Consider the following 12,085-nt stretch of genomic DNA (forward strand, 5'->3'; position numbering starts at 1 on the left):
GAGCGAGCGTTCAGTCACTCATTGGACCGGCGCTGCCCGACATTGTCTCAATCCGACATGAAAACGCTCTCAAAACCAAAAGGGGGAAATCGATCATGGCAAGAACGGCGATTCTTGGCGGGGCACGAACACCATTCGGAAAATTCGGCGGGCTGCTCGCGTCTCAGACGGCAAGCGATCTTGGAGGAGTGGCGATCCGGGCAGCCTTGGAACGGACCGGAACATCACCGGAAGAAGTAGACGAAGTCATCATGGGAACCGTCCTGCAGGGCGGCCAGGGACAGATCCCGTCGCGGCAGGCCGCGAACAAGGCAGGCATCCCGTGGAAGGTGAAGACCGAAACGATTAATAAAGTCTGCGCATCCGGCATGCGCGCGGTGACACTCGGCGACCAGCTTATCCGCCTCGGCGAAGAGCAGGTGATCGTGGCGGGCGGCATGGAATCGATGTCGAACGCACCGTACTATATGCCGAAGGGCCGCTTCGGCCTGAAGATGGGCGATGCGCCGCTGGTCGACGGAATGATCCATGACGGGCTGTCCTGCTCGTTCCACCCGGACCGGGTGCATATGGGCACGTACGGGAACAGCACCGCGGAAACGATGGAGCTGACGCGCGAAGCCCAGGACGAATGGGCGCTCCGAAGCCATGAGCGCGCCGTGAAGGCGATCGATGAAGCCCTGTTTGTGGAAGAAACCGTGGCGGTCGAGGTACCCGCACGGAGAGGGCAGACCATCCTCGTCGGGGAAGACGAGGCACCCCGCCGCGATACGTCTTACGAGACGCTTGCGAAGCTGAAGCCGGCATTCGGCAAGGAAGGCACCATCACGGCCGGCAACGCGCCGGGAGTCAATGATGGCGCCTGCGCGCTCGTCCTGATGGATGCCGATCATGCGATTCAGCAAGGCAAGGATGTGCTGGCTGAGATCATCGCCCATGCGGAAGTCGCCGTGGAGCCTGAAAACTTCCCTCAGACACCGGGGCTTGTCATCAATAAAATCCTGGAAAAGACGGGCAAGTCGCTGGAGGAAATCGACCTGTTCGAGATCAACGAAGCGTTTGCGGCCGTGTCGCTCGCCAGCGCGAAAATCGCAGGGCTCGATCCGGAGAAAGTCAACGTCAACGGCGGCGCAGTCGCGCTCGGCCACCCGATCGGTGCGAGCGGCGCACGGATCATTTTAACACTCGCGCATGAGCTGAAGCGCCGTGGCGGCGGCACCGGCATCGCTGCAATCTGCTCGGGCGGCGGCCAGGGGGATGCCGTCATGATCGAAGTACCAAAACAGGGACAGGGGGAATAAACATGGACATCAAACACGTCATGGTCATCGGAGCCGGACAGATGGGCGGCGGCATCGCACAGGTGTGCGCCCAGGCCGGGTTCGACGTGACCCTAAATGATATCAGCGAAGAAGCCTATGAAAAAGGACTCGGTGTCATCACGAAAAATCTTTCCCGCGGAGTGGAAAAGGGCCGGATGACGGAAGAGGAAAAAGAAGCCGCGCTCGGCCGCATACGGAAGTCGACGGATCTTTCCGATGCGCAGCATGCCGACCTGATCATCGAGGCGGCAGTTGAAAAAATGGCGATCAAGCAGTCAATCTTCAAGCAGCTTGACGAACACGCGCAGGAACATGCGATTTTATCAACGAACACATCCGCGCTGCCGATCACGGAAATTGCCGCTGTCACCAACCGGCCGGGACAAGTGATCGGGATGCACTTCATGAATCCGGTGCCGGTCATGAAGCTGGTGGAAATCATCCGGGGCCTCGCCACAACCGATGAAACGTACCAGGCGGTCGAGGACATGACGAGGAAGCTGTCCAAGACGCCGGTCGAGGTGAACGACTATCCGGGATTCGTCTCGAATCGCGTGCTCATGCCGATGATCAACGAAGCGATTTTCACGTTATATGAAGGCGTCGCAACAAAAGAAGCCATCGACGAAGTGATGAAACTTGGCATGAACCACCCGATGGGCCCGCTCCAGCTTGCGGACTTTATCGGCCTGGACACTTGCTTGTACATCATGGAAGTGTTGCAAGACGGTTTCGGCGATCCGAAATACCGCCCGTGCCCGTTGCTCCGCAAATACGTCAACGCCGGCTGGCTCGGCAAAAAGTCGGGCCGCGGTTTTTACATCTACGAATAAGCCGGGCCGTCTGCACGGCATTTATTAGAAGAGGTGCACACCATGGATTTTACATTCAACGAAGAGCAGAACATGATGCGCCGGATGGTGCGCGACTTTGCGAAAAACGAGGTGGAACCGTTTATCCCCCGGATGGAGGCCGGCGAGTTCCCGCGTCCGCTGCTTGAAAAGATGGGGGAGCTCGGGCTTATGGGCATCACGGTGCCCGAAAAGTATGGCGGCTCCGGAATGGACTACACCAGCTACATCATTGCAATCCATGAGCTGTCCAAAGCAAGCGCCGTCATGGGTGTGATCCTGAGCGTCCATACGTCGGTCGGCATCAACCCGATCCTGAAGTTCGGGACGGAAGAGCAGAAACAGGAGTATATCCCGAAGATGGCGTCGGGCGAGTATCTCGGCGCATTCTGCCTCACCGAGCCGTCCTCGGGATCTGATGCCGGCGCGATGAAGACAAAGGCCGTAAAAAAAGACGGCCACTACGTGCTGAACGGTTCCAAAGTGTTTATCACGAACGGGGGCGAGGCGGATGTCTACATCGTTTTTGCCAACACGAATCCGGCAGCGGGAAGCCGCGGCGTCACGGCGTTTATCGTCGATAAAGGCACGCCGGGCCTCGTCATCGGCAAGGACGAGGAGAAGATGGGCCTCCACGGCTCCCGCACCGTCCAGCTGACGTTCGAGGACATGAGCGTGCCGGAGAATAACGTGCTCGGCCAGGAAGGCGAAGGATTCAAGATCGCCCTCGCCAACCTGGACGCCGGCCGGATCGGCATTGCCGCCCAGTCGCTCGGTATCGCGGAAGCCGCGACCGAAGCGGCCGTCACTTATGCAAAGGAACGGGTGCAGTTTGGCAAGCCGATTGCGGCAAACCAGGGAATTGGCTTCAAGCTCGCCGACATGGCGACATCTGTGGAAGCGGCACGTCTTCTCGTCTACCAGGCGGCCGACCTGTACGGCCGCGGCCTGCCCGCCGGCAAGGAAGCCTCGATGGCAAAACTGTTCGCCTCCCAGGCGGCCATGGACTGCGCCATCGAAGGCGTCCAAGTCTACGGCGGTTACGGCTACACTGAAGACTACCCTGTGGAACGCTATTTCCGCGATGCGAAAGTGACGCAGATCTATGAAGGCACGAGCGAGATCCAGCGGATGGTCATCAGCAAACATCTCACAAAGTGAGAGGCTCTGCGCCCACAAGCGGGCGTTGGGGCGAATCTCCTGGCCCGGCGGCATGAAAGATCAGAAAGGGCGGCCGAAAGATAATGAAGCCACGGCGAAAGATCAGAACCGGGCCGTGAATGATCAACAAGGCTGCCGCCTGCCGGTTGCTGCGCCCCGTATCACGCGCCCTATAAAAGGACTAATAAACGGCCCGGCCGATTGACCGAAAGGTGGAAAACAAAATGAACTTTAAATTGTCCGAAGAACATGAAATGATCCGGAAAATGGTGCGCGACTTTGCAGAAAAGGATGTCGCGCCGACAGCGGCGGAGCGCGATGAGGAAGAGCGCTTCGACGTGGAGCTGTTCCACAAGATGGCTGAGCTCGGCCTTACAGGCATTCCTTGGCCTGAAGAGTACGGGGGCATCGGTTCGGATTTCCTCGCATACGTCATCGCTGTCGAGGAGCTTTCCCGCGTCGATGCGTCCGCAGGTGTTGTCCTGTCGGCGCATACATCGCTTGCCGGCTGGCCGGTCTATAAATACGGCACGGAAGAGCAGAAGCAGAAGTATCTCCGTCCGATGGCGGAAGGCTCGAAAATCGGGGCTTACTGCCTGACGGAAGCGGGCTCAGGTTCTGATGCGGGCGGCATGAAGACGACCGCGAAAAAGGATGGCGACCATTACATTCTGAACGGTTCCAAGATGTTCATCACGAACGGAGGGATTGCCGACACGTACATCGTGTTCGCAGTCACCGACCCATCCTCGAAGCACAAAGGCACGAGCGCATTTATCGTAGAAAGTGATTTTGAAGGCTTCGCGGTCGGTAAAAAGGAGAAAAAGCTGGGCATCCGTTCGTCCCCGACAACAGAAGTCATCTTTGACAACTGCAGAGTCCCTGCCGAAAACCTGCTTGGCGAAGAGGGCCAGGGATTCATCATCGCCATGAAAACACTGGACGGTGGCCGTAACGGTATTGCGGCACAAGCGGTGGGCATTGCGCAAGGCGCGCTTGACCACTCGGTTGCCTACGCGAAGGAGCGCGAGCAGTTCGGCAAGCCGATCGCGGCAAACCAGGGCATCGGCTTCAAGCTCGCTGATATGGCAACTTCGATCGAGGCGTCCCGACTGCTCACTTATCAGGCAGCTTGGCTCGAGTCGAACGGCCTCCCGTACGGCAAGGAGTCCGCAATGGCGAAACTCATGGCTGGCGACACGGCGATGAACGTTACGACGGAGGCGGTCCAGGTGTACGGCGGGTACGGCTATACGAAAGATTATCCGGTCGAGCGCTTTATGCGTGATGCGAAAATCACGCAGATTTACGAGGGCACACAGGAGATCCAGCGCCTCGTCATCTCCCGTATGCTGACAAAATGACCGGCAAGAAAACGTCGGTGCGGCACGAGGTGAAGTCGTCGGTCAAGGATGAGTCACTGATCGAGAAGCGCCGCGACCAAATGATCCGCGGAGCGGTGAAGCTGTTCAGGGAGAAGGGGTTCCACCGCACGACCACGCGGGAAATCGCAAAGGAAGCGGGCTTCAGCATCGGCACACTCTATGAATATATCCGGACAAAGGAAGATGTCCTGTATCTCGTATGCGACCGCATCTATGAGGAAGTCAATCACCGCCTGTCTCCGCTTGCGGAAAAGCAGGGAACGCTGGCCGGCCTGAAGGATGCGATCCGCCTCTATATTGAAACGATTGATGCCATGGACGACGAATTCACGGTCATGTACCAGGAGACAAAGTCCCTGCCGAGAACTGCACTCAGTTATGTGCTCGAAAAAGAACTTGAAATGGCGGGGCTGTTCGAGCGGATGCTGGCCGGCTGTTCGGAGGCGGGAGAAATCCGGCTTTCCGAAAAAGAAGCCAGGCTCGGCGCGCACCATATCATCGTCCAGGGACAGATGTGGGCGTTCCGCCGCTGGACGCTGCGCAAACAGTTCACATTGGGGGAATTCATCGATATGCTGACGGACCAGCTGCTTTACGGGGTGGCAGGCTGTCCGCAGGAGGGGGAAACAAAATGACAACGGCACCAGTTGAAGTCTACAAGCCGGTGAACCATGTCCGGTTCGTGACGGCATCCAGCCTGTTCGACGGCCACGATGCCTCGATTAACATCATGCGCCGCATCCTTCAGGCGAGCGGTGCGGAAGTGATCCATCTCGGACATAACCGTTCAGTCGAGGAAGTGGTCAATGCCGCCATCCAGGAAGACGTGCAGGGGATCGCGATTTCTTCCTACCAGGGTGGCCACGTCGAATACTTCAAGTACATGCATGACCTGCTGAAGGAAAAAGGCGCACCGCATATCCGCATCTATGGAGGCGGGGGAGGCGTGATCATTCCGAAGGAAATCAAGGAACTTCAAGACTACGGCATTTCTGGCATCTTCTCCCCTGAGGATGGAAGACGGCTCGGGCTTCAGGGCATGATCAATGAAATGTTGAAGCAGTGTGATTTCAAGACGTCCGAGAAAAAGGACCTCGGCCATCCTGAAGAGCTGACCGCGGACAATGTGCCTCTCCTGTCCGGGTTGATCACGCTGGCGGAAGACGCGCACCTGAACCGGACCGAAGAAGCGAAAAAGATGCTGGAAGCCGTCCGGCAGAAGTCGAAAAACACGCCGGTATTTGGCATCACGGGTACGGGGGGCGCAGGGAAAAGCTCGCTGACTGACGAGCTGATCCGCCGGTTCCTCCATGAGCTGCCGGACAAAAAAGTCGCCATCCTGTCGATAGATCCGACCAAGCAGAAAACGGGTGGCGCGCTTCTCGGCGACCGGATCCGCATGAACGCCATCTTCAGCGACCGAGTCTACATGCGGAGCCTTGCGACACGGGGCTCACGCTCTGAGCTGTCCGGCGCCATCCGCGATGTTCTAGATGTCGTCCGTGCGGCAGGCTTTGACCTGATCATCGTCGAGACGAGCGGGATCGGACAGGGCGACGCCGAAGTCGCAGAGATCGCAGACGCGTCGATGTATGTAATGACGAGCGAGTTCGGTGCGCCGACACAACTCGAAAAAATTGACATGATTGACTTTGCGGACCTCATCGCCATCAATAAGTTCGAGCGTAAAGGGTCCGAGGATGCACTTCGCCAAGTGCAGAAGCAGTACCAGCGGAGCCGCCTGCTGTGGGACCGCGAGCTTGATGAAATGCCGGTGTACGGTACGATCGCAAGTCAGTTCAACGACAAGGGCACTAACTCACTGTTTGCGGCAATCGTCGATGTGCTGAACGGCAAATTCAACCTCGGCTGGGAAACGTCCTATAAGCAGTCTGTCAAAACGCAGAAGCAGAACGTCATCATTCCGAATGACCGCCGCTATTATCTGCGCGAGATTACAGAAACGATCCGTGACTATCACAAGCACGCGAAACAGCAGGCAGAGCTCGGCCGCAGGCTGTTCCAGCTGAAAGGCACGCTCGCCATGATCCGCGAGAAAGGCGGGGACGAGGCACTCGAGGCATCCCTCCAATCGCTGATCGATGGGGTGAACAGTGAGCTGTCGACTGAGTCGAAGCGCATCCTTGAGAACTGGGAAAGCCTGAAGGAGGCTTACTCCGGAGAAGAATTTGTCACAAAAATCCGGGATGAGGAAATCCGCACAATCCTCCGGACGGAAAGTCTGGCCGGCCTGAAAATTCCTAAGGTCGCCCTTCCGAAGTTCAAGGATTACGGGGAAATCCTCCGCTGGGTGTACGCGGAAAATGTACCCGGCTCCTTCCCGTATACGGCGGGCGTGTTCCCCTTCAAGCGCCAGGGTGAAGATCCGAAGCGCCAGTTTGCGGGAGAAGGGACGCCGGAGCGGACCAACCGCCGCTTCCACTATCTATCCAAGGACGACGATGCAAAGCGCCTGTCCACCGCATTTGACTCGGTCACGCTGTACGGCGAAGATCCGGCTTACCGTCCGGACATTTATGGCAAGGTCGGCGAGTCCGGCGTGTCGGTCTGCACACTCGATGACATGAAAAAGCTTTATGACGGTTTCGACCTGTGCGCCCCTTCGACGTCGGTCTCGATGACGATCAACGGGCCGGCACCGATCATTCTCGCCATGTTTATGAACACTGCGATCGACCAGCAGGTGAAGAAAAAGGAGGAAGAGCTCGGCCGCACGCTGAATGTTGAGGAATTCACGGAAGTGCGCCAACAGACGCTCCAGACTGTCCGGGGGACTGTTCAGGCGGATATCCTGAAGGAAGACCAGGGCCAGAACACATGCATCTTCTCGACCGAGTTCGCGCTCCGCATGATGGGGGATATCCAGCAGTATTTTATCGACCACAAGGTCCGCAACTATTACTCGGTATCGATTTCCGGCTACCATATCGCCGAGGCGGGGGCCAACCCGATTTCCCAGCTTGCCTTTACACTGGCGAACGGCTTCACTTACGTGGAATACTACCTGAGCCGCGGGATGAACATCGATGACTTTGCGCCGAACCTGTCGTTCTTCTTCTCGAACGGCCTCGACCCGGAATATACGGTGATCGGGCGCGTGGCACGGCGCATCTGGGCGATTGCGATGCGTGAGAAATACGGCGCTAATGAGCGCAGCCAGAAGCTGAAGTACCACGTCCAGACATCGGGGCGAAGCCTGCACGCACAGGAAATCGACTTCAATGACATCCGGACGACGCTCCAGGCGCTTATGGCACTGCAGGACAACTGCAACTCTCTCCATACGAACGCCTATGACGAGGCAATCACGACGCCGACAGAAGAGTCGGTCCGCCGCGCGATGGCAATCCAGATGATCATCACAAAAGAACATGGGCTCTCGAAAAACGAGAACCCGCTTCAGGGCTCGTTCATCATCGAGGAACTGACCGACCTCGTCGAACAGGCCGTTCTTGCCGAGTTCGACCGCCTGAACGACCGAGGCGGTGTCCTGGGCGCGATGGAGACCCAGTATCAGCGCGGCAAGATCCAGGAAGAGTCGATGTACTACGAGCACCTTAAGCATTCGGGTGAACTGCCGATCATCGGGGTCAATACGTATCTGAACCCGAATCCGCCATCCGAGGAAGACATCGACAACATGGAACTTGCCCGTGCCACGAAGGAAGAGAAAGAGACCCAGATCAGCAATCTGAAGACATTCCAGGAGCGGCATGGCGACCGCACGACGGAAGCCCTCGGCCGGCTGAAACAAGCGGCTGTGTCGGGAGGCAACATCTTCGAGGCACTCATGGATACGGTCAGAGTCGCGAGCCTCGGCCAGATTACGTCAGCCCTTTATGAAGTCGGCGGCCAATACCGCAGGAACATGTAAGGGGAAGATGCTTTCCGCAAGAAAAATTTCAGATGTCCCGCTTCCGCGGGACATCTATTTTTTCTTCTGATGTATAATGTAGGAAGAAGTGCAGAGGAGGGCTCCCGTTGAAAACGTCTTATCATGTCGCCATTATGGTGATCCTGATCGTCCTGTCCATTGCCCTATATAACCGCGGGCTTGCCGCGGCTCCGCTGATTCTGCTGTCCGTGCAGCTGTTTTATCTGTTCTTCAGCGGATGGAGAACGCTTAAAAACAAAAGTTGACGGTGGCATAGCGGGAACCCGATTGTATATAATGGTGATTATGCCAACGCATGCAGAAAGGACGTGCTCCTGATGAACCTTCAAGATCTAACACAGGAACAGTTAAAAGAAGAAGCCCTGATCGACCTTGCCTTCGCTCTGTTGGAGGAGCGCCGGGAGCCTCTGGAGTTCCCCGCACTTATGGCTGAACTCGGCCGGATGATCGGTCTGTCGGAGGAAGAGACCAAGGAACGCCTCGTCCGCTTCTATACAGATATGAATATTGACGGGCGTTTCCTCGCGCTCGGGGACGGGCGCTGGGCACTCCGTGAATGGTACCCGGTCGACAAGATCGAGGAAGAGACCGCTCCGTCGGTCAAGCCCCGCAAACGGAAGGCGAAAGCAAAAGCCGTGGAGGACGATGACGAAGAGATCATTGAGGACGACGAGGACGTTGACTTCGATGAGGACTTTGATGAGTTCGCCGAGGATGACGATGAAGAAGAAGACTTCGAAATTGAGGAAGAAGAGGACGTCGACGAGCTGGATGAAGATGAGGAAGAAGAAGACCTCCTCGACGGCGAAATCGATCTGGCCGACGAAGTCGATGATGAAGAAGAAGACGAAGAAGAAGTTTAATCTTGACGAATCAAGATCACCCGTTTATGATTTAGTTCGGGCTCCTCTGATTGAGGAGATTGAAATGTGCGTATGCGCTCCCCTGCAGAATGGTTTGCAGGGGGGCCTTTTTTGTTTTGGGAATGACAGGAGGAGAATTAAAGTGACTAAGTATATTTTTGTAACCGGCGGTGTTGTATCTTCACTCGGGAAAGGGATTGTCGCAGCATCCCTCGGCCGCCTTCTGAAAAACCGCGGCCTTGAGGTGACTATCCAGAAATTCGATCCATATATCAACGTGGACCCGGGGACGATGAGCCCTTACCAGCACGGTGAAGTGTATGTTACGGAAGACGGGGCGGAAACCGATCTCGACCTCGGCCACTACGAGCGATTCATCGATATTAATCTGACGAAGTATTCTGCAGTGACAACAGGGAAAGTCTATTCCACCGTCTTGAAGAAAGAGCGCCGCGGCGACTATAACGGTGCGACCGTCCAGGTCATCCCGCACATCACGAATGAAATCAAGCAGCGTGTTCTTCGGGCCGGCAAGGAAACGAACGCCGACGTCGTCATCACCGAAATCGGCGGAACCGTCGGCGATATTGAATCGCTTCCGTTCCTGGAAGCAATCCGCCAACTCCGTTCCGATCTCGGCCGCAATGAAGTCATGTATATTCATTGCACACTCATTCCGTTTATCCACGCGGCAGGCGAGATGAAGACAAAGCCGACCCAGCACAGCGTCAAGGAATTGCGCGGCCTCGGAATCCAGCCGAACCTGATCGTTGTTCGTACCGAACAGCCTGTTCCACAGGATATGAAAGATAAGATTGCACTTTTCTGCGACATCCGTCCGGAAGAAGTCATCGAGTCACGCGACGCCGAGACGCTGTATGAAATTCCGCTCCGGCTTCATGCCCAGGGGATGGACGACCTCGTCCTCGATCACCTCCGCCTGGAAGCGCCGCAACCCGAACTTGACGATTGGGTGGCGCTCGTCGATCAAGTCAAGTCGCTCTCCAAAACGGTTAAAATCGGCCTTGTCGGCAAGTATGTGGAACTTCAGGATGCCTACATCTCGGTCGTCGAAGCATTGCGCCACGCCGGATTCGCCTTTGATGCGGAAATCGACGTGAAATGGATCAATGCAGAGGACATTACCCGCGAAAATGCTGCGGAGCTTCTGTCCGATGTCGACGGCGTGCTCGTGCCGGGCGGCTTCGGGGACCGCGGCATTGACGGCAAGATCGCGGCCGTCGAGTATGCAAGAGAAAACAATGTGCCGTTCTTCGGCATCTGTCTCGGCATGCAGCTGGCTTCAGTCGAATATGCCCAGCATGTCATGAAGATGGAGGGTGCCCACTCCTCGGAACTCGATCCGTCGACAGCATTCCCGATCATCGATATCATGCCGGACAAAAAAGACCTTGAAGACCTTGGCGGCACGCTCCGCCTCGGCATTTATCCGTGCAAGCTCAAGCCGGGCACCAAGGCACACGCGGCATACGGTGAGGACCTCGTCTACGAGCGCCACCGTCACCGCTTCGAGTTCAACAATGAGTACCGCGAGACATTCGAAAAAGCGGGCTTCGTCTTTTCTGGCCTCAGCCCGGACGGCCGCCTCGTCGAAATCATCGAGCTGCCTGAACATAAATGGTTCGTCGCATGCCAATTCCACCCGGAATTCATCTCCCGTCCGAACCGCCCACAGCCGCTCTTCCGCGAATTCATCCGCGCCTCGATCGGCGAAAACTGAACAATGGACAAGCCGGACCCCCGCTTTTAAGCGGGGGTCCGGCTTGCTTAATGTTAGCTGGAGAAGCCTTGCTGAATTTAAACAACCAAGCGATAGCCGTTGGTCATTAGAGAATCCATGACCTGAAAAGTTGCACATGGTTTGTCTTCCGATGTCCGACTTCTATCAGAACCACCATAAGTTGTCAGATAGAGGTACTAAATATATCACTTTTGCTTTATGATAGATCCATAACAGCTCATACATAGAAGACGCCCTGTGCGATAACAGGGCGGGCGGTTCAGCTGTATTCAGCCAGCAACTCCTCGTAGTCCATCCGGACGGCTTCATAGACGAAGAGCGCGGCAAGGGCGTGGGGGAAGACGGTCCGTCCGCCGTCCTCAGATGGAAGCAGGCCTCGCTTCACGCCGAGCGATACATAAGCGGTCGCAAGCCCGGCAAGCTCATTTCCCTCGGCGGCTTCCGGCTCGTCTGCCACGGCTGCAAACGGAATGAACTGGTCGGACAGCCGCCGGGCAAGCGCCAGTGCTTCTCCGTCAGAAACGCTGCGTGTAAAAATCCATACCCGGTCGGTGCTGTCGATTTCTTCTCCGCGATAGCGGACAGCTCCTTTTAGCGGCTCTTGCCCGCTGATGGCATTTGCACTCACGGCGCCAAGCTCTCCGAACGCAGCGATGAACACCCTTCCTTCTCCGGCGGTCGCCTGAGCGAGCAGGCGGGCCGTCATCCCGATCATCTCTTCTTCGCGCCCGGCAATGCGTTGAAGCAAGCCGGACATTTGTGTAGTCAACATCTTCATTTGAGAATCCCTCCGTTTTCATTATAAAGGAAGCCCCTGCCGCATCC

10 protein-coding genes are annotated in these 12,085 nt (G+C 56.7%); 9 read left to right on the forward strand and 1 reads right to left on the reverse strand.

Annotation, left to right across the window (positions count from 1 at the left end; genetic code table 11):
* Positions 1 to 95 precede the first annotated feature (95 nt).
* The 9 genes from BLT01_RS09470 to BLT01_RS09505 all read left to right on the forward strand — a co-directional run bounded on the left by BLT01_RS09470 (position 96) and on the right by BLT01_RS09505 (position 11,239).
* Entirely contained in the window at positions 96 to 1,301 is a 1,206-nt protein-coding gene (locus BLT01_RS09470; RefSeq protein WP_092097439.1) for an acetyl-CoA C-acetyltransferase, read from the forward strand.
* Positions 1,302 to 1,303: 2 nt separating this feature from the next.
* The gene (locus BLT01_RS09475; protein WP_092097440.1) at positions 1,304 to 2,155 is read left to right on the forward strand and encodes a 3-hydroxybutyryl-CoA dehydrogenase; all 852 of its coding nucleotides are present in this window, start codon (positions 1,304 to 1,306) and stop codon (positions 2,153 to 2,155) included.
* A 42-nt stretch (positions 2,156 to 2,197) separates the two neighbouring features.
* Positions 2,198 to 3,334 carry an acyl-CoA dehydrogenase gene (locus BLT01_RS09480; RefSeq protein WP_092097441.1) on the forward strand — a complete coding sequence of 379 codons (1,137 nt, stop codon included), beginning with the start codon at positions 2,198 to 2,200 and terminating at the stop codon, positions 3,332 to 3,334.
* A 224-nt stretch (positions 3,335 to 3,558) separates the two neighbouring features.
* Positions 3,559 to 4,698, forward strand: coding sequence for an acyl-CoA dehydrogenase (locus BLT01_RS09485; protein ID WP_092097442.1), 1,140 nt, complete (start codon positions 3,559 to 3,561; stop codon positions 4,696 to 4,698).
* On the forward strand, positions 4,695 to 5,354 hold the full coding sequence (locus tag BLT01_RS09490) for a TetR/AcrR family transcriptional regulator (protein WP_092097443.1): 660 nt from the start codon (positions 4,695 to 4,697) through the stop codon (positions 5,352 to 5,354). Before BLT01_RS09485 ends, BLT01_RS09490 begins: the two co-directional genes overlap by 4 nt.
* Positions 5,351 to 8,614, forward strand: coding sequence for a fused isobutyryl-CoA mutase/GTPase IcmF (gene icmF / locus BLT01_RS09495; RefSeq protein WP_092097444.1), 3,264 nt, complete (start codon positions 5,351 to 5,353; stop codon positions 8,612 to 8,614). Before BLT01_RS09490 ends, icmF begins: the two co-directional genes overlap by 4 nt.
* Positions 8,615 to 8,721: 107 nt before the next feature.
* On the forward strand, positions 8,722 to 8,880 hold the full coding sequence (locus BLT01_RS15225; protein ID WP_176765109.1) for a hypothetical protein: 159 nt from the start codon (positions 8,722 to 8,724) through the stop codon (positions 8,878 to 8,880).
* A 72-nt stretch (positions 8,881 to 8,952) separates the two neighbouring features.
* Positions 8,953 to 9,498 (forward strand): DNA-directed RNA polymerase subunit delta, encoded by a 546-nt coding sequence (gene rpoE / locus BLT01_RS09500; protein ID WP_092097445.1) that lies wholly within the window; start codon positions 8,953 to 8,955, stop codon positions 9,496 to 9,498.
* A gap of 142 nt (positions 9,499 to 9,640) precedes the next feature.
* On the forward strand, positions 9,641 to 11,239 hold the full coding sequence (locus BLT01_RS09505; RefSeq protein ID WP_092097446.1) for a CTP synthase: 1,599 nt from the start codon (positions 9,641 to 9,643) through the stop codon (positions 11,237 to 11,239).
* A 280-nt stretch (positions 11,240 to 11,519) separates the two neighbouring features.
* Here the strand turns inward: BLT01_RS09505 and BLT01_RS09510 are convergent, their stop codons facing one another.
* On the reverse strand, positions 11,520 to 12,038 hold the full coding sequence (locus BLT01_RS09510) for a DUF2529 family protein (RefSeq protein ID WP_092097447.1): 519 nt from the start codon (positions 12,036 to 12,038) through the stop codon (positions 11,520 to 11,522).
* Positions 12,039 to 12,085: the final 47 nt, after the last annotated feature.

The organism is Bhargavaea beijingensis, assembly GCF_900101985.1.
Lineage (GTDB): Bacteria > Bacillota > Bacilli > Bacillales_A > Planococcaceae > Bhargavaea > Bhargavaea beijingensis.

What these genes read in the sequence shown, in the direction of transcription:
- icmF (WP_092097444.1), top strand. Translation starts at nt 5,351, where the DNA reads ATGACAACGGCACCAGTTGAAGTCTACAAGCCGGTGAACCATGTCCGG.
- BLT01_RS09480 (WP_092097441.1), top strand. Translation starts at nt 2,198, where the DNA reads ATGGATTTTACATTCAACGAAGAGCAGAACATGATGCGCCGGATGGTG.
- BLT01_RS09510 (WP_092097447.1), bottom strand. Translation starts at nt 12,038, where the DNA reads ATGAAGATGTTGACTACACAAATGTCCGGCTTGCTTCAACGCATTGCC.
- BLT01_RS09475 (WP_092097440.1), top strand. Translation starts at nt 1,304, where the DNA reads ATGGACATCAAACACGTCATGGTCATCGGAGCCGGACAGATGGGCGGC.
- BLT01_RS09485 (WP_092097442.1), top strand. Translation starts at nt 3,559, where the DNA reads ATGAACTTTAAATTGTCCGAAGAACATGAAATGATCCGGAAAATGGTG.
- BLT01_RS09470 (WP_092097439.1), top strand. Translation starts at nt 96, where the DNA reads ATGGCAAGAACGGCGATTCTTGGCGGGGCACGAACACCATTCGGAAAA.
- BLT01_RS09490 (WP_092097443.1), top strand. Translation starts at nt 4,695, where the DNA reads ATGACCGGCAAGAAAACGTCGGTGCGGCACGAGGTGAAGTCGTCGGTC.
- rpoE (WP_092097445.1), top strand. Translation starts at nt 8,953, where the DNA reads ATGAACCTTCAAGATCTAACACAGGAACAGTTAAAAGAAGAAGCCCTG.